This is a genomic window from Nitratidesulfovibrio liaohensis (assembly GCF_011682075.1).
GTDB classification, from domain to species: domain Bacteria; phylum Desulfobacterota; class Desulfovibrionia; order Desulfovibrionales; family Desulfovibrionaceae; genus Cupidesulfovibrio; species Cupidesulfovibrio liaohensis.
In genome coordinates this window covers 22,163-41,474 of the sequence record NZ_VSMK01000331.1, presented here as the reverse complement: position 1 = coordinate 41,474, position 19,312 = coordinate 22,163, and the positions used below count along the sequence as shown (strand labels likewise).

General features: G+C 65.5%; 16 protein-coding genes. 11 read left to right on the top strand and 5 right to left on the bottom strand.

What is annotated here, in order from left to right:
- The first annotated feature begins 196 nt into the window (after nucleotides 1-196).
- On the top strand, nucleotides 197-901 hold the full coding sequence (locus FVW27_RS11670; RefSeq protein WP_167125337.1) for a queuosine precursor transporter: 705 nt from the start codon (nucleotides 197-199) through the stop codon (nucleotides 899-901).
- Between the two features lie 212 nt (nucleotides 902-1,113).
- Here FVW27_RS11670 and FVW27_RS11665 read toward each other — a convergent pair whose 3' ends face one another.
- From FVW27_RS11665 to xsc, 3 genes are all read right to left on the bottom strand, one after another.
- Nucleotides 1,114-1,908 (bottom strand): GntR family transcriptional regulator, encoded by a 795-nt coding sequence (locus tag FVW27_RS11665; RefSeq protein WP_167125335.1) that lies wholly within the window; start codon nucleotides 1,906-1,908, stop codon nucleotides 1,114-1,116.
- Between the two features lie 213 nt (nucleotides 1,909-2,121).
- A complete protein-coding gene (phnX, locus tag FVW27_RS11660) occupies nucleotides 2,122-2,964 on the bottom strand; it encodes a phosphonoacetaldehyde hydrolase (protein WP_167125333.1) in 843 nt (280 codons plus the stop codon).
- 253 nt (nucleotides 2,965-3,217) lie between these two features.
- Complete coding sequence (gene xsc, locus FVW27_RS11655) at nucleotides 3,218-4,960, bottom strand: sulfoacetaldehyde acetyltransferase (RefSeq protein WP_167125331.1); 1,743 nt, start codon at nucleotides 4,958-4,960, stop codon at nucleotides 3,218-3,220.
- Nucleotides 4,961-5,270: 310 nt separating this feature from the next.
- Here xsc and FVW27_RS11650 point away from each other — a divergent pair, with 310 nt between their 5' ends.
- The 7 genes from FVW27_RS11650 (at nucleotide 5,271) to FVW27_RS11620 (ending at nucleotide 12,414) form a co-directional block, all read left to right on the top strand.
- Nucleotides 5,271-6,650: an aminotransferase family protein gene (locus tag FVW27_RS11650; protein ID WP_167125329.1), complete on the top strand. Its 1,380-nt coding sequence runs from the start codon at nucleotides 5,271-5,273 to the stop codon at nucleotides 6,648-6,650.
- A gap of 29 nt (nucleotides 6,651-6,679) precedes the next feature.
- Nucleotides 6,680-7,789: an alanine dehydrogenase gene (gene ald / locus FVW27_RS11645; RefSeq protein WP_167125327.1), complete on the top strand. Its 1,110-nt coding sequence runs from the start codon at nucleotides 6,680-6,682 to the stop codon at nucleotides 7,787-7,789.
- Nucleotides 7,790-7,974: 185 nt separating this feature from the next.
- Nucleotides 7,975-8,730, top strand: coding sequence for an ATP-binding cassette domain-containing protein (locus tag FVW27_RS11640; protein ID WP_167125325.1), 756 nt, complete (start codon nucleotides 7,975-7,977; stop codon nucleotides 8,728-8,730).
- A 76-nt stretch (nucleotides 8,731-8,806) separates the two neighbouring features.
- Nucleotides 8,807-9,871 (top strand): ABC transporter substrate-binding protein, encoded by a 1,065-nt coding sequence (locus tag FVW27_RS11635; protein ID WP_167125323.1) that lies wholly within the window; start codon nucleotides 8,807-8,809, stop codon nucleotides 9,869-9,871.
- A 71-nt stretch (nucleotides 9,872-9,942) separates the two neighbouring features.
- Entirely contained in the window at nucleotides 9,943-10,740 is a 798-nt protein-coding gene (locus FVW27_RS11630; protein WP_167125321.1) for an ABC transporter permease, read from the top strand.
- Nucleotides 10,741-10,743: 3 nt separating this feature from the next.
- Nucleotides 10,744-11,622: an ABC transporter permease gene (locus tag FVW27_RS11625; RefSeq protein ID WP_167125319.1), complete on the top strand. Its 879-nt coding sequence runs from the start codon at nucleotides 10,744-10,746 to the stop codon at nucleotides 11,620-11,622.
- A gap of 42 nt (nucleotides 11,623-11,664) precedes the next feature.
- A complete protein-coding gene (locus FVW27_RS11620) occupies nucleotides 11,665-12,414 on the top strand; it encodes an ABC transporter ATP-binding protein (RefSeq protein ID WP_167125317.1) in 750 nt (249 codons plus the stop codon).
- Nucleotides 12,415-12,614: 200 nt separating this feature from the next.
- Here FVW27_RS11620 and mgtE read toward each other — a convergent pair whose 3' ends face one another.
- Complete coding sequence (mgtE, locus tag FVW27_RS11615) at nucleotides 12,615-14,012, bottom strand: magnesium transporter (protein ID WP_167125345.1); 1,398 nt, start codon at nucleotides 14,010-14,012, stop codon at nucleotides 12,615-12,617.
- A 337-nt stretch (nucleotides 14,013-14,349) separates the two neighbouring features.
- On the opposite strand from mgtE, the gene nadC reads away from it, so the two are divergent.
- The 3 genes from nadC to nadB all read left to right on the top strand — a co-directional run bounded on the left by nadC (nucleotide 14,350) and on the right by nadB (nucleotide 18,213).
- Complete coding sequence (gene nadC / locus FVW27_RS11610) at nucleotides 14,350-15,258, top strand: carboxylating nicotinate-nucleotide diphosphorylase (RefSeq protein WP_167125316.1); 909 nt, start codon at nucleotides 14,350-14,352, stop codon at nucleotides 15,256-15,258.
- Nucleotide 15,259: 1 nt separating this feature from the next.
- A complete protein-coding gene (gene nadA, locus FVW27_RS11605) occupies nucleotides 15,260-16,309 on the top strand; it encodes a quinolinate synthase NadA (RefSeq protein WP_167125314.1) in 1,050 nt (349 codons plus the stop codon).
- A 311-nt stretch (nucleotides 16,310-16,620) separates the two neighbouring features.
- On the top strand, nucleotides 16,621-18,213 hold the full coding sequence (gene nadB / locus FVW27_RS11600; protein WP_167125312.1) for an L-aspartate oxidase: 1,593 nt from the start codon (nucleotides 16,621-16,623) through the stop codon (nucleotides 18,211-18,213).
- Nucleotides 18,214-18,327: 114 nt separating this feature from the next.
- On the opposite strand, the gene larB is transcribed toward nadB, so the two are convergent.
- On the bottom strand, nucleotides 18,328-19,080 hold the full coding sequence (gene larB / locus FVW27_RS11595; RefSeq protein ID WP_167125310.1) for a nickel pincer cofactor biosynthesis protein LarB: 753 nt from the start codon (nucleotides 19,078-19,080) through the stop codon (nucleotides 18,328-18,330).
- Nucleotides 19,081-19,312: the final 232 nt, after the last annotated feature.

The window sequence follows — 19,312 nt, the reverse complement described above, 5'->3', positions numbered from 1 at the left end:
ACCGCGCGCCGTGACCTGACCGCCCCCCTCGCGGCTTGACCCGGCGCGCGGCGTGGCGTAAGCCCCCCGTTCCGCCGCCCACCTCCCGCAGCCCGTACCCTCCGCCGCCTTACGCGCCGCCTTCCGGCCACCATTCGGCCACAATCCGACCTCGCGGGCTCGGTTCGCGGCCCATCTCGCTTTTCCGGAGTTCCGCATGAACGAACTGCTCTGGTTGTGCTTCGCCCTGTTCGACATGGGCATCACCGTACTCATGCACCGCCTGTTCGGCGCCGCCGGGCTGCATGCCCTCATCGTGCTCAACCTGATGGTGTGCAACATCCAGGTGCTGAAAACCGTGACCCTGTTCGGCATGACCACCACCCTCGGCAACATCGTGTACGCCGGGGTGTTCCTGGCCACCGACATGCTGGGCGAATTTCACGGCAAGGCAGAGGCGCGCAAGGGCGTGCTGCTCGGCTTCATCACCCTGCTGCTGGGCACGGCCTACATGCAGGCCTCGCTGTTGTATGCCCCGGCCCCTTCGGACTTCGCCCAGCCGCACCTGGAAGCCCTGTTCGGCCTGCTGCCGCGCCTGGCCGGGGCCAGCCTGCTGGCCTACCTGGTCTCGCAATACCACGACGTGTGGGCCTACCACTTCTGGATGCAGCGCACCGGAGGCCGCCACCTGTGGCTGCGCAACAATGCCAGCACCCTGGTCAGCCAGGTGCTCGATTCCTCGGTGTTCTGCCTGGCCGCCTTCACCGGGGTGTACCCGTTCGAGGTGGTGCTGGAGATCATGCTGACCACCTACCTGTTCAAGGCCGTGGTGGCCCTGCTGGACACCCCGTTCATCTACCTGGCCCGCCGCCTGCAGCGCGCACGCCCGGCGGACGCCCGCGCAGCCGCTGCGGCTGGATGAAAACCGGGCTACCGGCACTGCCTGCCCGCCAGCCGCCAGTGCTGCCACGGCATGGCGAGCGTCCATGGCACGCAATGCGCCGCCCCGCGTTCCAATGTGAAAAGGCCGGGCTCCTCAGGGAGTCCGGCCTTGTGTTTGTCTGTCCGCTGTGCGGTCGTGAACGGTCTCTCGTCCGCACGACCAGGCGGACCTTGCCGCCTGCTGATGCGGCCCTACCCGCCAGCACCGGAAGGGTCCACCAGGGTGCCAACAAGCGGCGCCTGCCCGGCGGTGCCATCCTTGTCGTACACGTACGCGCCAATGGCGCAGCGGAAGCGGTACTTGTCGCCCCGGTGCAGGGCGCGGCCGAATTCCACGGCCCGCCCCGTATCGGTGTAGACTACGCTCTCCACCCAGATGCACGGGCAGTTGTCGCCGATCTTCAGGTACTTGCGCTCATTCTCCGTGGGCATCACCGCCCCCAGTTCCTGCCGTGAATGCAAAAGGCGTATGCCGTAATCCTCGTGCAGCACCTTGTAGAGCGCGGTATCCAGCTTCTTTTCCAGAAAGTCCGGAACCATGTCCGTGGGCAGGATGGAGCGTTCAAGCACCAGCGGCACGCCGCTGGCCAGCATCAGCCGGTACAGGAAGATCACCGGCTGACTCACGGCAAGGTTCAGGTGGGCGGCCACCTCCGCATCGGCGAATTCTATGCCCGCCGCAATGGTCTTGTAATGCGGCTCCAGCCCGGCGTTGACGATGTCGTCGTAGTACGTGGTGATGCTTTCCAGCGAACGGGTGAGCACGGGGTTCTTTTCCGAAAGCAGGAACGTGCCCTTGCTGCGCTTGCGCACCACCATGTGGTCGTTGACCAGTTTGTCGATGGCCTGGCGCACGGTCATGCGATGCACACCGAACATGGCGGCCAGGTCGTTCTCGTTGGGAATCTTGTCCCCCGGCTGGTACACCTTGTTCCGTATCTGCTCCGAAAGCCATTCGTAGATGACGAGATACTTCGATTTAGCCATGTCCTTTCCGTGGCCGGGCACGGTGCAGACACCGTACCCCGCGTATTCCCCCTCATTTCGCTTGTTGCAGTCCGCAGGGGAGCAAACAGCCTCACCCGTCAGCAGCGGACACAGCCCGCGTACCACGGAAGCGTTCGCCAGGCCAGCCCCAGGGCGTATTTTGTCCGTTTTCATCCGGCATCCCCCGGCATGGCACGTCCGAGCGCGGCGGCCTCAGGTGGGATACGGCGCCTCGCCTCGGGCAAGGCGCGCCTCTATGGCTTCGATGACGGAAAAACAGTCGGCGATGGAATCCACCACATAGTGCGCCCCGGCCTCGCGCAGCCGAGCGGTGACCACGGCCATGCGCGCGGCCAGCTGATCAGGGGGCATGCGCGCGGCATCCGCCTCGGAAAGGCCCATGTCATTGCCGGTGCGCACCACGCCCACGGTCCACATGCCCGCGTTGCGCCCCTCGTGCATGTCGGCCACCGTGTCGCCGATCTTGACCATGGATTCCATGGGATGCACACCCAGCCGCATGGCGTTCAGATAGCACATCCACGGATACGGACGCCCGGCGGGCACCTCGGACGCATGCACCACCACGTCGGGGCTGTAGCCCTGGCGGGCCGCCTCGGGCACCAGCACTTCCATCATGGGGCCGGTGTAGCCGGTACACGAGCCAAGGCCCATGCCTCGGCCCCGCACCCGGTCCACGAATTCCCCAAGGCCGGGAACCGGCACGGCATGGGCGGCGATGGTTTGCAACATCAGCGGCTCCACGTCGCGGTACACGGCGTCCACCGCCACCTCGCCGGGCACATGCCCGTGCGCGGCGCGCCAGCGGGCCGCCACGCCATCCATGCCCAGCATGCGGCGCACGTGCTCGCGCTTTTCGGTGCCCATGGGTTCGCGAGCCTCGGACACGGTCACCTCTACTCCATGCAGGGCAAAGGCCTGCACGAAGACCGCCGCCGGCCCCAGGCAGCCGTGGTCCACGGCGGTGCCAGCCCAGTCCAGCACCACGGCCCGCACCGGGCCGTGGTACACGCGGGTACGAAGAAACGGCTTCATGTTCACCTGCCCACAGTTTTGAAAGGCTGGCAACCTTCCAGAGGAACAATACCGGCCAGAGGAACGGTACCGGCACCCCTGCAAGGATGCCGGTACACGCCCTGTAACCGAGGAAGGGGGAGTACCCGCCCTTCGGGTTTATCTCGAATGGCACTGGCGGCGCGCCGTTCCGGGCTTGGGCCATGGCCTGTCCGGGTTCATTGCTGCGCACCGTACGGTGCGCCGCCCATGCCGTATTACCCTGCTGGGGCGGCTACTTGGGGAAGTGCCGCTTGTCCAGGTGTTCGTACTTGGGCAGGTGCCGGGTGGGCAGGGCCAGGGCATCGCGCCGGAAGGGCGGAGCCAGGCGGGTGCCGTCGGTCATGATCTCGATGACGGCAGGCTTGCGGCTCTTGCGGGCAGCGTCCAGCGCGTCGGCCAGGTCGGCCTGGGTGTTCACCTTGTAGCCCGTGGCGCCCATGGCTTGCGCGATGGCCGCGTAGGAGTTGGACCAGATGTCCGCGCCAACGAAGCGGTTGTTGTAGAAGTCCACCTGGTTCTTCTTTTCCGCGCACCACGCCCCGTTGTTGTACACGGTGGCGATGACCGGCAGGTTGTACTGCACGGCGGTGGGCACCTCGAACAGGCTCATGCCCCACGCGCCGTCACCCACGATGGCCACCACCGTGTCCTCGGGGCAGGCCAGCTGCGCGCCAAGGCCCGCCTGATAGGCGAAACCGGTGTTGCCGAAGGTCAGCGTGGCCACCGAACGCTTGGCGTTGCGGAAGCGCAGGTAGCTGTTGGCCGTGGACGAGGTGTTGCCGATGTCGGTGGTGGCGATGGCGTTGTGCTCGGTGACGAAGCGGCCCACCACGTCCAGCGCCTTGCGCGGATGCATGCGGCCTTCCATCACCGGTTCGTCGGCGATGGCGGCGATTTCCTTGTACCAGTCCTCCAGTTCCGCCTTGACCATGCCGTACACGGCATCGTCGCGCTTGGGATTCGGCATGGCTTCTCGCACGCGGGCCAGCAGTTCCACGGCGGCGTCCTTGGCGTCGGCGCACAGGCCCACGGCCACGGGATGGGTCTTGGCGATGTGGCGGGGATTGATGTCGATCTGGACGATCTTGGCGGTCTTCGGGAAGTAGTTGATGTCGTACTGCGGCAACGTGCCGAAGTAGGACAGCCGGGTGCCGATGGCCAGGATGACGTCGGCCTGCTGCAGGATGCGCATGGCCGCCTTGGAACCCATGTACCCGATGGGGCCGGTCCACAGCGGGTGGTCGCAGGGGAAGGCGTCGTTGTGCAGGTAGGTGCAGGCCACGGGGGCATTCAGGTGTTCCGCCAGGGCCTTCACGGTTTCCAGCGCGTCGGAATCCACCACCCCGCGACCGGAGACGATGACCGGACGCTTGGCGGCCTTCAGTACTTCCACCGCCTCGCGGAACTGCTCCGGATTGCCGATGCCGCCAGGGGCCACGCGATACTGCGACGGGGTCAGAATGTCCTCGTCCAGTTCGCCGTAGAAGAAGTCGCGCGGGATATCCACCAGCACCGGGCCGCGTTCGGCGTAGGCGATGCGGAAGGCGGTGCGCAGGATGTCGGCGGCGCGCTTGGGGTGCGGCACGCGAAGTGATGCTTTCGTGATCGGCTTGAACATGTTCCAGGTGTCACATTCCTGAAAGCCGTCCCAACCCACAGAAATGCTGCCCGCGCTGGGCGAAATGAGCACCATGGGCGTGTGAGCCATGTTGGCAGTGGCCACCGCCGTGGCGTAGTTGGTGATGCCGGGGCCGTTCTGGCCGATGCAAACGCCCGCCCTGCCAGTCATTCTGGTAAAGGCGTCCTCCATGTGGCCTGCCGTCTGTTCGTGACGCACCGAAATGAAATCGATGCCCGCCGCCGGAAACAGGTCCAGCAGATCCATGAAAGCGGAGCCGAGAATGCCGCTGACATGGGTGACGCCTTCCTGCACCAGCACTTCCGCCATTGCTTCACTGGGGGTCATCTTGGGCATTTCAAAGCCTCCTCGGGGGCATGCCGTGCCGTCTTTGCCTGACAATGCACGGTGTTGAAGTAGTTTTACGCCGAGTTCCCGCCCGTCGTAAAAAACGCTTGACAGAAAAATAACAAAGCCTCATTTCTTTGTCTAGACAAAGCGAAAAAGAAGACCGCAATCTTCGAAGTTTCGCAAAATTTCCTGGAGGACCGCCCGGAACACTGCCCATTGACGGATCATATCCGCACTATTCCCGCCCGGAGGTACACTTCCTGCGGTCCGCATCACAGGTGCCATCATTTTTCCTGACAACCTCAAGGAGCAGGACATGAGCCCCAGTCTGAAGCATGACCCAGCGGCATACGCAGCGGCCGACATGGCCCACGTGTGGCATCACCTCGTCCAGCACCAGGCCCTCGCCGGAAAAGGCCCCATGATCGTGGTCGAAGGCGAAGGACTGAAGCTGCGGGACATCAACGGCAAGGAATACCTGGACGCCACCTCTGGCGGCGTGTGGTGCGTGAACGTGGGCTACGGCCGCGAACGCATCGCCAAGGCGGTGTACGAACAACTCAGGGCCATGCCCTACTACGCGGCCACTGCCGGCAACATTCCCTACATCGAATTCGCCCGTAAGCTGGTCTCTCACATGCCCGGCCTGTCGCGGGTATACCTTTCCAACAGCGGGTCCGAGGCCAACGAAAAGGCCTACAAGATGATCCGGGCGCTGGCCCACATTTCGGGCAACACCACCAAGAAGAAGATCCTGTTCCGCGCCCGCGACTACCATGGCACCACCCTGGGCGCCCTCAGTTCCACCGGTCAGGCGGAACGCAAGGAATGGTTCGGCCCGTTCGTCCCCGGCTTCGTCGAATTCCCCCATGCCTGCTGTTACCGCTGCGCCTTCGGCAAAACCTATCCCGGCTGCGACCTTGACTGTGTCAAGGCGGTCGACCGCATCATTCGCGAAGAAGGTCCGGAAACAGTCGGCGGCCTCATCGTCGAACCCATCACGGCGGGCGGCGGGGTCATTCCCCCGGTGGCCGAGTACTACACCGAACTTGCGGCGGTCTGTCGCAACCACGGCGTGCTGCTGATCATGGACGAAGTGGTCTGCGGCATGGGCCGCACCGGCACCATGCTCGGCTACCAGCACTACGGCGTCACGCCCGACATCGTGACCATGGCAAAGGGTGTGGCCAGCGCCTACATGCCCATCTCGGTCACCGTCACCACCGAAGACCTCTTCACATCCTTCCTGCACGACCCGGGCGACAAACTGGCCTACTTCCGTGACATCAGCACCTACGGCGGGTGCGCCGCCGGGTGCAGCGCCGCCCTGGAGAACATGGCCATCATCGAGGAGGAAAACCTGCTCGATAACGTCAGGGCCATGGGCGACTACCTGCTGGCGGGCCTGAAGGAACTGGGCAAGCTGCCTTATGTGGGGGACGTGCGAGGCAAGGGTCTGTTGTGTGGTGTGGAACTGGTGGAAGACAAGGCGAGCAGGAAACCCCTGCCCGAAGGCAAGGTCATCCAGGTGGTGGGCGAAATGGCGGCCAACGGCGTGCTGGTGGGCCGCACCAACCGCAGCCTGCCCGGCCACAACAACATCATCAATATCGCCCCGGCCTACGTGGTCACCCGGGATGACATCGACGTCATTCTCCGCGCCCTGCGCGCGGCCATGACCAAGGTGCTCGGTTGATACCCGCAATCACCTCACAGGAGCACCCCATGCAGGTCGGCATTCTGAAAGAGATCAAGGTACTGGAGAACCGCGTGGCCATGACGCCCGCGGGTGTGGTGGCCATGCGGTCGCACGGGCACTCGGTGCTGGTGCAGGCCGGTGCGGGCGAAGGCGCGGGCTTTGGCGATGACGAATACGTGGCCGCGGGCGCGGTCATGGCCGATGCGCGGACCATCTTTGCCGAATGCGGCATGGTCATGCACGTCAAGGAACCGCAGCCTTCGGAATACGGCATGCTGCGCAAGAATCAGATACTGTTCACCTACCTGCACCTGGCCGCCGACGAGGAACAGACCCACGCGCTGGTGGCCGCGCGCAGCGTGAACATCGCCTACGAAACCATCCAGAAGGCGGACGGCTCGTTGCCGCTGCTTACCCCCATGTCCGAGGTGGCGGGCCGCATGGCCATTCAGCAGGCCGCAAAATACCTGGAAATACCCACGGGGGGCATGGGCAAGCTGATGGGCGGCGTGCCCGGCGTGGAACCCGCCGTGGTGGTGGTCATCGGCGGGGGCACCGTGGGCATCAACGCGGCCAAGATGGCCTGCGGCCTTGGCGCAACGGTGTACCTGCTGGACAAGAACCTGGACCGGCTGCGCTACCTCAGCGACGTGATGCCCCCCAACTGTATCACCATGATGTCCGGCCCCTACGCCATCCGCAAGCTGCTGCCCCAAGCCGACGTGGTGGTGGGCGCGGTGCTGGTGCCCGGCGCCAAGGCGCCCCACCTGGTCACCCGCGAAGACCTGAAACAGATGCGCAGGGGCTCCATCCTGGTGGATGTGGCCATCGACCAGGGCGGCTGCTTCGAAACCTCCCGCCCGACCACCCATGCCGACCCGGTATACGTGGTGGACGGCGTGAGCCACTACTGCGTGGCCAACATACCCGGCGCGGTGGCCATGACCTCCACCGCCGCGCTGACCAACGCAACCCTTCCCTACGCCCTGACCATCGCGGACATGGGGTGGAAGGAAGCCTGCCGCCAGCACGCGGACATCCGCAAGGGGCTGAACGTGGTGGACGGCAAGATAACCTACCCGGCCGTGGCCGAAGCCTTCGGGCTGCCGCACGCGCCGGTTGAAGAGGTGTTGTAGTCGGGGCAATCCGGGCACGGCCGGTCCCCGCACGGGGGTCGGCCAGGTACGCCCCGCCCCCGGAAGCATGACGACGACGCGGAATCCGCCGCCCCTGTCAACGCGGCAGCCCGTTTCCTGCGCGCCCGCCCCCTCCCCCAAGGGCGGGCCGCAGGAGACGGCCACCCCGCCGATGGAGCGTACCCGTGCAAAACGCCGCCAGACCACGGAACAAGATCGAAGTATGCAATCTCACCAAGCGGTTCGGAGAACTGCTGGTGCTCAACGACATCTCCTTCTCGGTGGCCGAGGGCGAGTTCGTGGCCATCGTCGGCCCCACGGGCTGCGGCAAGACCACCTTCCTCAACACCCTGTCCTGCCTGCTGCCCGCATCGAGCGGACAGATCCTCATCGACGGCACCCCCGCCAACCCCAAGCGCCACAACATCTCCTACGTCTTCCAGGAACCCACCTGCCTGCCCTGGCGCACCGTGCGCGAAAACGTGGCCTACGGCATGGAGGTCAAGGGACGCCCCCGGAAGGAGATCGACGAGCGGCTCGACCATATCCTGGACATGGTGGGGCTGACCCAGTGCGCGAACCTATATCCCAACCAGATATCCGCCAGCATGCAGCAGCGCATCGCGGTTTCGCGCGCGTTCGCCGTTGACCCGGACCTGCTGCTGATGGACGAGCCGTACGGCCAACTGGACGTGAAGCTGCGGTTCTACCTGGAGGACGAACTGGTCAACCTGTGGCGCAAGCTGAAAAGCACGGTGCTGTTCATCACCCACAACATCGAGGAAGCGGTCTACGTTTCCGAGCGCATCCTGGTGCTGTCCAACAAGCCCACCCGCATCAAGGCGGAGGTGAAGGTGGACCTGCCCCGCCCGCGCGACTTCATGGACCCGGAATTCGTGCGCATCCGTGAACACGTCACGGACCTCATCAGATGGTGGTAACCCCCCAAGGGGACACGCAATGGCAAGAACATACGCCCAGACAGTCTACCGTAACCTGCTTCAAGGAGGTCTGACCATGCTCCAGATGAAACGTTGGGTTGGATTTGCGGCTGCCGTGATGGCTCTTCTTGCCATGGCGGTGACGGCCCTTGCCGCCGAGGTGAAGCCCCTGGACACCACCTGGCAGGCCGAGCACGAAACCTTCGTGCCCTGGTACGCCAAGCAGCAAGGCTGGGACAAGGCCGCCGGTTTCGACTTCAAGCTGCACATGTTTGATTCGGGCATGGCCCAGATCGAGGCCCTGCCCGCCAAACAGTGGGTCGTGGGCGGCACGGGCGGCGTGCCCATGATGTTCGGCGCGCTGCGCCAGAACGCCTACCTCATCGCCATCGCCAACGATGAGTCGGTGACCAATGCGGTGCTGGTGCGCCCGGACAGCCCCATCCTGAAGACCAAGGGCTTCAACCCCAAGCACCCCGACGTGTTCGGCTCGCCTGAAAGCGTCAAGGGCAAGACCATCCTCGCCACCACCATCTCGTCCGGCCACTACGCCATGAGCCTGTGGCTGAAGTCGCTTGGCCTGACCGACAAGGACGTGACCATCAAGAACATGGACCCCGCCCAGTGCGTGGCCGCGTTCGAAAAGGGCATCGGCGACGCCGTGGTGCTGTGGGCCCCGCAAATGTACAACGGCCTCAAGAAGGGCTGGAAGGTTGCCTCCGACGTCAAGACGGCGGGCGGCTTCGTGCCCATCGTGCTCATCGGCGACAAGGAATACTGTGACAAGAACCCCGAAGAAGTGGCGCGTTTCCTCAAGGTGTACTTCCAGGGCATCGACGCGCTGCGTGCCGAAGGCGTGAAGCTGGCCCCCGAATACACCCGTTTCCTGAAGTGGGCCGGGCTGAACATGACCGAAGAAGAAGCAAAGATGGACCTGGAACTGCACCCGGTGTTCACCTTGCAGGAACAGCTGAAGATGTTCGATGCCTCCACCGGTGAAAGCCAGGTGCAGGCATGGCAGAAGGACCTGGTGAAGTTCTTTACCGAACTCGGCAAGCTGAAGCCTGCTGAAGGCGAGAAGCTGCTGACCGGCTACTACATCACCGACAAGTTCCTGAAGCTCGTGCCCACCGTGAAGTAACCGTTTCCGCACGGCGCCCGCCCGCGCGGGGCGGGCGCCGCTCCCCTCCACCGCCGACACCGGAGGCATGCATGACCGCATATCGCGAGGTTGTCGTAAGAACGCCGCTGGCGCTGAAAATACTGCCCATCGTCAGCGTGGCCACGTTCTTCATCGCATGGGAGATCGTCGTGCGCACCGGGGTCGTGCCGGACACCATGCTGGCCGCGCCCACCACCGTGACGCAACTGCTGTTCGACAAGTTCACCAACATGGACCCCGACGGCGCCCTGCTGCACCAGCACGCCTGGGTCAGCATCCAGGAGGCCTTCGGCGGCTATTTCCTGGCCCTGGCCGTGGGGCTGCCGCTGGGGCTGGCCATGGGCTGGTTCAACGTGGCCGAGGGCCTTGCGCGGCCCATCTTCGAGATCATCCGGCCCATTCCCCCCGTGGCGTGGATACCCCTGACCATCTTCTGGTTCGGCATCGGGCTGCCCGGCAAGATATTCATCATCTGGCTGGGGGGGCTGGTTCCGTGCGTCATCAACGCCTACGTGGGGGTCAAGATGACCAATCCCACGCTCATCCAGATGGCCCGCACCTACGGGGCCAGCGACTGGCAGATTTTCAGGCAGCTGTGCATCCCTTCCGCCCTGCCCATGGTCTTCGGCGCCCTGCAGATCGCGCTGGCCTGCTGCTGGACCAACCTTGTCGCGGCGGAACTGCTGGCCGCCGACGCGGGCCTGGGGTTCATGATCACCATGGGCCGTCGCCTGGCCATGCCCGAAATGGTGGTGCTGGGCATGTTCATGGTGGGGCTGACCGGCGCCTTCATCGGCGTGATCATCGACAGGGTGGAAAAGCGGCTGCTGGCCGGAATCAGGAGGTAGACCATGTCGCAGGAAGCCACGTGCAGCGCCGCAAGCTCTTCCATCGCCAACGAGACCGTGGGGCAGGTGGTGGACCGCGGCCCCATCAGCCTGGGGCGCATCCTCACCAACCGCTGGTTCCTTCATACCGTGTCCATCGTAGCGTTCTTCTGGTTGTGGGACTGGCTGGCCCGCTCCAACGTGCTGGGCGCGGGCAGCAGCGTCCTGGCCCGCCCGCATGAAGTGCTGGAACAGCTGGCGGTGCTCACCCGCGAGGAACTGGCGGAACTGACCCTTTGGGGCCACGTGTGGGCCAGCACCCAGCGCGTGGTGATAGGCTTTTCCATCGCCGCCGCCATCGCCGTTCCGCTGGGGCTGTTCATGGCGCTGAACCGCTACGTCAACGCCATCGTCAAGCCCCTGTTCGACCTGCTGAAGCCCATGCCGCCCATCTCGTGGATATCCATATCCATCCTGTGGTTCGGCATCGGCGAAACGTCCAAGGTGTTCATCATCGTGCTGGGCACCTTCGTGCCGTGCCTGCTCAACGCCTACAACGGCGTGCGCCTGGTGGAGCCGGAACTGTACGATGTGGTGCGCATGCTGGGCGGCAAGCGGCGCGACGAGATATTGCACGTCTGTTTTCCCGCCTCGTTCCCGGCCATCTTCGCTGGGCTGCAGATATCGCTCAGCATCGCCTGGACCTGCGTGCTGGCGGCGGAACTGGTCAGCGCCCGTTCGGGCATGGGGTACATCATCGTGCAGGGCATGAACCTGTCGCAACCGGCCATGGTCATCGGCGGCATGGCGGTCATCGCGGCGGCGGCGTGGGGCACCACGCTGCTGGTCACCGCGCTGGAACGCAAGCTGTGTCCGTGGAAGCGCAAGATCGTGGGCCTGTAGCCCCACCGCCGGAACCCCAGCCCCAAAGGAAGGGACGACGCCGTGATCGAATGCCGCAACGTGAGCAAGACCTTCATCCAGAAGGGCAGTCAGGAAGTCCCGGTGCTCGAGGACGTGAGCATCGACGTGCAGGCCAACGAATTCGTGGTCATCCTCGGCCCCGGCCAGAGCGGCAAGAGCACGCTGCTGCGCATCATCGCCGGACTGGAAACGCCCACCACCGGCACCGTCATCCTTGACGGCGAGCCAGTGACCGGGCCGGGGGCCGACCGGGGCCTGGTGTTCCAGGGGTACATGCTGTTTCCGTGGAAGACAGTGCTCGGCAACGTGGAAATGGGGCCGAAGCTATGCGGCCTGCCCAGGGACGAAGCCCGCGACATCGCCATGCACTACATCGACCTGGTGGGGCTGAACGGCTTTGAAAAGCACTACCCGCATCAGCTTTCCGGCGGCATGAAGCAGCGCGTGGGCATTGCCCGCGCCTACGCCAACAAGCCACGGGTGATGCTGCTGGATGAACCCTTCGGCCAGTTGGACGCCCAGACGCGCATCTTCATGGAACAGGAAACAGAGCGCATCTGGCAGACCGACAAGCGCACCGTCCTTTTCGTGACCAACAACACCGACGAGGCGCTGTTTCTGGCCGACCGGATCGTGACCATCGAGGGCAAGCTGCCCGGACGGGTGCAGCGCACCTACACCGTGGACCTGCCCCGCCCTCGCGACCTGACGGGCAAGCACTTTCTGGAGATGCGCCGCGAGATCATAGACGCCTCGGTGCTCACCCTGTAGCCCGCGCGACGGCGGGCTGCCGCACCGAACGGCCAAGGGCCGGTCCCACCATGGGGGACCGGCCCTTCTTGTTTGCAGTAGAGCAATGCCTTGCAACAACGCTAAAGGGGATCACGGCACACAGGCAAACGGATGACGACCGCAGCGCGCAGGATTCCGTCCGCAGGGTGCCCACGCTCCTAAGCCACGCGACACGTCCCCTAAAACAATACCAGCGTCGCCAGCCCCAGAAAGATGAAAAAACCCGCACCGTCGGTGATGGCCGTCAGAAAGATGCTGGACGCCTGCGCCGGGTCACGCCCCACGGCCCGCAAAATGAGCGGAATGGACGCACCGGCCAGCGCGCCCAGCAGCATGTCCAGCAGCAGCGCCAGCGACATCACCGAGGCCAGCTTCCACGACCCGGCAAACGCCCACACCGCGCACAGCACCAGCAACGCGACAATGGCCCCGCTGGACAGGCCTATCTTGGCCTCGCGCAGCACGGCCCACCATGCCTTGCGCCGGTCGAACCGCTCCACCGCCAACTGCCGGATCATCACGGCCAGCGCCTGCTGCCCGGTGTTGCCCGCCTGGTTGGCCACCATGGGCATCAGCACGGCCAGCACCGCCATCTGGGCGATGGACCCTTCGAACATGTACACCACGGACGCCGACACCGCCGAATTCAGCATGTTGATGACCAGCCACGGCAGACGCTTCAGCACCGATTCGTGCCACGGCGTGTCCACGGTTTCGTCCGTGCCCGCGCCCACCATGCCCAGCATGTCCTCGGACGCCTCGTCATGGATGATGTCGATGATGTCGTCGTGGGTGACCACGCCCAGCAGGCGGCCTTCGTAGTCCACCACGGGCATGGCCATGAAGTTGTAGTGGCCCAGCAGGTGCGCCACCTCTTCCTTGTCCTGGTCGAACAGCACGGAAATCAGGCCCTGGCCGCGCACCTCGTCCCGCAGCCTGGTGCCGGGCTTGCACAGCATGATGTCGCGCAGCGAAAGCACGCCCACCAGCCGATCCTGCTCGTCCACGACATAGGCGTAGTAGGGAATTTCCTTGTCTTCGATCTCGGCGCGGATTTGCAGGATGGCCTGGTCGGCGGTCAGGCCGTGGTCGAGGATGATCACCTCGGTGTTCATGACCCCGCCCGCCGTGTCCGGGTCGAAGCCCATGAGGTGGCGGATTTCCTCGGCGTCCTCGGTTTCCAGGCTGCTCAGCAGGACGTCGCGGTGGTCCTCGTCCAGTTCGTCCAGCACGTCCGCCGCGTCGTCGGGCGACATTTCGGACAGGATCTGGGCGGCCACGTCGGCGTCGAGGTTTTCCAGCAGATCGACGCGCACATGCTCGTCAAGCTCGGCCAGTGCGTCGGCGGCATCCTCGGCGGGCAGGTGGCGCAGCACGCACACCTGCCGTTCCAGCGAAAGATTCTCCAGGTGGTCGGCAACGTCTGCGGGGTGGGCGAACTCGGCGTCTTCGCCGGGCGTGGCGGGGTCGCGGCATTCCTCGGGCAGCACGATGGTGCGGCAGGCGTCCCCATCGTCGCGGGGGACGCCATCCACGCACTCGTGCCCGCGCTCTTGCCCGTGTTCCTGCCCGGCCATGAAATACCCTTGTCCCTGTTCTGTGAAGCACATGATGCGCATGAAATGCGCGAAGGCGTGAAATGCGCACGAATGGAGATTATGCCCGGATCTGCCCGTGCGGCGTTGGCGAGCATGCCACGCACATGCCCGTTCCGTGTGGCGACGCGGCGTCGTCGGCTTGACGAAAGCGGGGCAGCCTCCTACTACACGGCATGCGCCCCGGTCGCAGCACCTCGTGGCATGCCTCGTGGTGCACCCCGTATCGCGCATCATATGGCGCCGGCAAGACACCACGCGGCGCAGGCTCGGCGCGGGGCACCCTGCGTGTATCATCTAGCCAGTGACGGCACAATCCATGTCATCGCATATCGTACCGGATTTCGACGCCTTCTTCGCGGGGCAGCCCCGCGAGCACCTGCTGGCCGCCATAGACCTGGCCCTGCTGGAAGACGGCCCCGACCTGACCAGCGACGCCGTGTTCGGCCCCGTGGACCGGCTGGCCGCCCAGATCGTGGCCAAGCAGCAGACCCTGGTGGCCGGGCTGTCCATTGCTCCGCTGGTGATGGAGCGTTGCGCCGCCCTGCTGGAAAGTCCGGTGGTGGGCGGCTGGACGTGGACACCGCACACCGCCGACGGCGACGAACTGCCCCCCGGCTCCATCGCCGCCGACATCGAAGGCCCGGCGCGGCTGGTGCTGAAGGCGGAACGGGTCATCCTGAACTTCGTCTGCCACCTGTCCGGCATCGCCAACCTTACCCGCCGCTACGCGCGCGAACTGGACGGCACCGCCACCCGCCTGCTGGATACGCGCAAGACACTGCCGGGGCTGCGCTTTCCTGAAAAGTACGCGGTGCTGGTGGGCGGCGGGCAAAACCACCGCCGCACCCTGGCCGAAATGCTGATGCTGAAGGACAACCACATCGACGCGGCCGGGTCCATCACCGCCGCCGTGGCGGCGCTGCGCGCGGCCTACGCGCCCTGCCCGCCCATAGAGGTGGAATGCCGCACCCCGGACGAAGTGCGCGAGGCCGTGACCTGCAAGGTGGACCGCATCATGCTGGACAACATGGACCTTGCGCTCCTGCGCGAGTCGCTTGCATTGGTGCCCCCCGGCATCGAAACAGAGGCCAGCGGCGGCGTCACCCTGGAAACGTTGCGGCAACTGGCCGAGGCATCCCCCCACGGGCCGGATTTCGTCTCCGTGGGCAGGCTTACCCACTCCGCCCCGGTGGCGGACTTCAGCATGCGCATACGCAAGGCATGACATGACCGTACAACCTTCCCAGAAAGAGCGCATCGCCGCGTTGCGCGTCGCGCTCGGCCCCAACCTGACCATCATGGGCCACCACTACCAGCACGAATCGGTCATCCGGCACACCGACCTGCGTGGCGATTCGCTGGAACTGGCCCGCCGCGTGGCCGACACGGACGCCGCGAGCATCGTGTTCTGCGGGGTGTACTTCATGGCGGAATCCGCCGCCCTGCTGGCGCGGCCCGGCCAGAAGGTGTACCTGCCGGAGCATTCCGCCAACTGCGTCATGGCGCAAATGGCCCCGGCGGAACGGGTGGACGCGGTGCTGCGCGCCCTGGAAGCCGATGGGCGCAAGGTGGTGCCGCTGGCCTACGTGAACACCTCGCTGGCCGTAAAGGCCGTGGTGGGGCGGCACGGCGGCGCGGTGTGCACATCCGCCAACGCCCGCACCATGCTGGAATGGACCCGCGCACAGGGTGACGCCGTGCTGTTTCTTCCGGACAAGAACCTGGCTCGCAACACCGCGAACCTGCTGGGCATTCCCGACGGCAAGCGGCATATGCTGGACGTGCGGGCCGCCAATTTCGGCGCCGACGTGCTGACCGACTCGGCCCGCCGGGCGGAACTGCTGATCTGGCCCGGCTGTTGCGCCATCCACGCCCGGTTCAACCTGCGCCAGATGGAAACCGCCCGCGCCGCGCATCCCGGCTGCCGCATCGTGGTGCATCCGGAATGTTCGCCAGAGGTGGTCAACGCCGCCGATGCCGCCGGTTCCACCACCACCATCATCCGCTTTGCCGACGAGGCCCCGGACGGCTCCACCGTCATCGTGGGTACGGAAATCAACCTCGTGCAGCGGCTGGCCCGCCAGCACGCCGGGCGCCTGACCGTGCTGCCCCTGCTGGAAAGCGCCTGTTCGCACATGGCCCGCGTGACCGAGCCCAAACTGCTGCGCACCCTGGAGGGCGTGGCGGCGGGCACGGAAGCCCCGGTCACCGTGCCCATGGACCTGCACGAACCCGCCAAGGCTGCCCTGCAACGCATGCTGGACGCCTGCGCCTGAGCGGGCGTAAAGAGATGAACAGCGGCCCGCGCGATGCCCGCCGATACACGGGGGCCGCGCGGGCCGACAAGCATCCTGCGTCCGGCCCGTCAGGCCTGACTGGCCTGACTGGCCTGACTGCCCGGCTGGCCTGACTGGCTGGTTTGGACCAAGCCGCTTTGGTTCAGATTGATTTGACCCAGGCCTGAAATGTTTTTCCCCGCCCGCGCCAGCCGTCCCTTTCGCCCCGGAGCATACCTGGCAGCCGGAAGGCCCGACGCACGAGCACCGCACCACATCCCCCCACGCTGCCACTTCGCAAGGGACGCGCCATGAACAATTCCACCTACCGTCTGCACACTCCGGTACTGGTCATCGGCTCGGGCATCGCCGGGTGCACCACCGCGCTCACCCTGGCCGACCAGGGCATGGAAGTGACGCTCATCAACAGCGGCCAGCAACTGGACAGCGGCAATTCCGCCCTGGCTCAGGGCGGCATCGTGTTCCGCGCTGGCGACGGCGACCCACGCCAGTTGGAAACAGACATCCTCATCGCCGGGCACCGCCACAACCACCTGCGCGCGGTGCGCCACATCGCGCGCAGCGGCCCAAAGGCCGTGCAGGACATCCTTGTGGACCGGCTGCACATCCCCTTCGCCAAAGGGCGCACCCCCGAATGCGAATGGGACCTGACCATGGAAGGCGGCCACGGGGCGCACCGCATCCTGCACTGCGCCGACTACACCGGGCGGGCCATCATGGACGGGCTGATGGCGGCGGTGAACGACGCCCCCAACATCCGCGTGCTGTCGGAACGCACTGCCGTCGACCTGCTGACCAGCCACCACCACGCCCGCAACAACGAATTCCGCTACCAGCTCAACAACCAGTGCGTGGGCGCCTACGTCTTCAACGAGCAGTTGCGCCGGGTGGAAACCATCCTTGCGGACATCACCGTGCTGGCCACCGGCGGCATAGGGCAGGTGTACCTGCACACCACCAACAGCCCGGCCTGCATCGGATCCGGCATCGCCATGGCCAGCCGCGCCTTCGTGCGTACCGAAAACCTGGAATACGTGCAGTTCCACCCCACCGCCCTGCTGCACCGCAGTTCGCGCCGGTTCCTGGTCACAGAGGCCATGCGCGGCGAAGGCGGGCGGCTGGTGAACGGCAGCGGCGAACATTTCATGGAACGCTACGACCCCCGCGCCGACCTTGCCCCGCGCGACATCGTGGCCCGGTCCATCGTGGAGGAAATGCTGCGCAACGGCGAGGAATGCGTGTACCTGGACGCCCGCCACATGGAACAGGACCCCTCGGAACGCTTCCCCACCATCTTCGCCCGGTGCATGGAACTGGGCATCGACATCCGGCGCGACCTGATCCCCGTGGTGCCCGCCGCGCACTACTTCTGCGGCGGCATCCTTACCGACCTGACGGGCCGCACCACTCTGGAGCGGCTGTACAGCGTGGGCGAATGCAGTTGCACCGGCGTGCACGGCGCCAACCGTCTGGCCTCCACATCGCTGCTGGAAGCGCTGCTGTGGGGCCGCGCCGCCGCAGAGGACATCGCCAAACGCTCCGGCGCCCAGCGCAGCCTTGGCAAGCGCCTGCGCGACTCCATCCCCGACTGGCAGTCCTCCGGCGACGAACGCAACGACGACCCGGCCCTCATCGCGCAGGACTGGGCCACCATCCGCCACACCATGTGGAACTACGTGGGCATCACCCGCACCCGCAGCCGTCTGCAACGCGCCTTCGAAGACCTGCGCGACCTGTCGCGGCATCTGCACGACTTCTACAAGCGCACCCCGCTCTCCAAGCCGCTCGTGGACCTGTTCCACGGTTGCCAGACCGCGTACATGGTGACCATGGCCGCGCTGCGGAACAAGCAGAGCCTGGGGTGTCACTACCGGGTGGATTAGAGAGGGCGTTTTTTGTCAGCCTCCGGCGGGCAGGGGGTAGCACCCCCTGCACCCCCGTTCAAACGAGAAGGGCTGCCCATTGGGCAGCCCTTCTCGTTGTGGTGCAAGCAGCACCTACGCAAACAGGTTGTTGATGCGGCACGCGGCGCAGGCCGCACCGAACCCGTTGTCGATATTGACCACGGTGATGCCGCTGGCGCACGAGGTGAGCATGCCGAGCAGCGCGGACAGCCCGGCGAAGTTGGCCCCATAGCCCACCGAGGTGGGAACGGCGATGAGCGGCTGTGAGACAAGGCCGCCCACCACGCTGGTGAGGGCCCCTTCCATGCCCGCCACCACGATGAGCACGCGGGCCTTGCGCAGCTCGTCCAGCCGGTCGAACAGCCGGTGCACGCCCGCCACGCCCACGTCGGAAATTACCCACGCCCTGCTGCCCAGCATCTCGCAGGTCACGCGGGCCTCTTCGGCCACGGGCAGATCCGAGGTGCCTGCGGTGATGATGCCGATCTCGCCGGGCTTGAAGGCCAGTTCGCCGTGCAGCATGGTCAGGGTGCGGCCAAGGGGGTTGTAGGTGGCCTCCGGGCAGGCGGCCAGCACGTGCTCCGCCATTTCCGGCGAAACACGGGTAGCCAGCACGTGGCTGACCCCGCGCAGCCGGGTGAAAATCTCCGCCACCTGCTCGGGCGTCTTGCCCGCGCCGTAGACCACCTCCGGAAAGCCGTTGCGCAGCTTGCGGTGCAGGTCGAAGCGGGTGTGTCCCATTTCAAGGTACGGCAAGTCGCGCAGTTGCGACATGCCCTTGTCCACATCGATGGTGCCCGCGCGGATGCCTTCCAGCAGGTCGCGCAGGGCGTCTGTCCTGTCCATGTCGTCGTCCGTCGTTGCGGCGCGCCGCGTGGGCACTGCCGGTATCATTGTCAAAAGCTGTTCTTGAGGGGCTGTTTCAAAATTAGGATTTTCGTTTGTTGGCAAGAAAAACGAGCCTGCCATGAGGGAATGCCGCAGCCGTTATGCAAGTCTTCGAGCATTACGGATGAGGACCGCAACGCGCACTCTTCTCGTATTTGACTGAGCCTTCGCCGTTAGGTGAGCGCGTAGC

What these genes read in the sequence shown, in the direction of transcription:
- FVW27_RS11665 (WP_167125335.1), bottom strand. Translation starts at nt 1,908, where the DNA reads ATGGCTAAATCGAAGTATCTCGTCATCTACGAATGGCTTTCGGAGCAG.
- FVW27_RS11625 (WP_167125319.1), top strand. Translation starts at nt 10,744, where the DNA reads ATGTCGCAGGAAGCCACGTGCAGCGCCGCAAGCTCTTCCATCGCCAAC.
- xsc (WP_167125331.1), bottom strand. Translation starts at nt 4,960, where the DNA reads ATGCCCAAGATGACCCCCAGTGAAGCAATGGCGGAAGTGCTGGTGCAG.
- nadC (WP_167125316.1), top strand. Translation starts at nt 14,350, where the DNA reads ATGTCATCGCATATCGTACCGGATTTCGACGCCTTCTTCGCGGGGCAG.
- nadA (WP_167125314.1), top strand. Translation starts at nt 15,260, where the DNA reads ATGACCGTACAACCTTCCCAGAAAGAGCGCATCGCCGCGTTGCGCGTC.
- larB (WP_167125310.1), bottom strand. Translation starts at nt 19,080, where the DNA reads ATGGACAGGACAGACGCCCTGCGCGACCTGCTGGAAGGCATCCGCGCG.
- FVW27_RS11630 (WP_167125321.1), top strand. Translation starts at nt 9,943, where the DNA reads ATGACCGCATATCGCGAGGTTGTCGTAAGAACGCCGCTGGCGCTGAAA.
- ald (WP_167125327.1), top strand. Translation starts at nt 6,680, where the DNA reads ATGCAGGTCGGCATTCTGAAAGAGATCAAGGTACTGGAGAACCGCGTG.
- FVW27_RS11635 (WP_167125323.1), top strand. Translation starts at nt 8,807, where the DNA reads ATGCTCCAGATGAAACGTTGGGTTGGATTTGCGGCTGCCGTGATGGCT.
- FVW27_RS11650 (WP_167125329.1), top strand. Translation starts at nt 5,271, where the DNA reads ATGAGCCCCAGTCTGAAGCATGACCCAGCGGCATACGCAGCGGCCGAC.
- FVW27_RS11670 (WP_167125337.1), top strand. Translation starts at nt 197, where the DNA reads ATGAACGAACTGCTCTGGTTGTGCTTCGCCCTGTTCGACATGGGCATC.
- phnX (WP_167125333.1), bottom strand. Translation starts at nt 2,964, where the DNA reads ATGAAGCCGTTTCTTCGTACCCGCGTGTACCACGGCCCGGTGCGGGCC.
- nadB (WP_167125312.1), top strand. Translation starts at nt 16,621, where the DNA reads ATGAACAATTCCACCTACCGTCTGCACACTCCGGTACTGGTCATCGGC.
- mgtE (WP_167125345.1), bottom strand. Translation starts at nt 14,012, where the DNA reads ATGGCCGGGCAGGAACACGGGCAAGAGCGCGGGCACGAGTGCGTGGAT.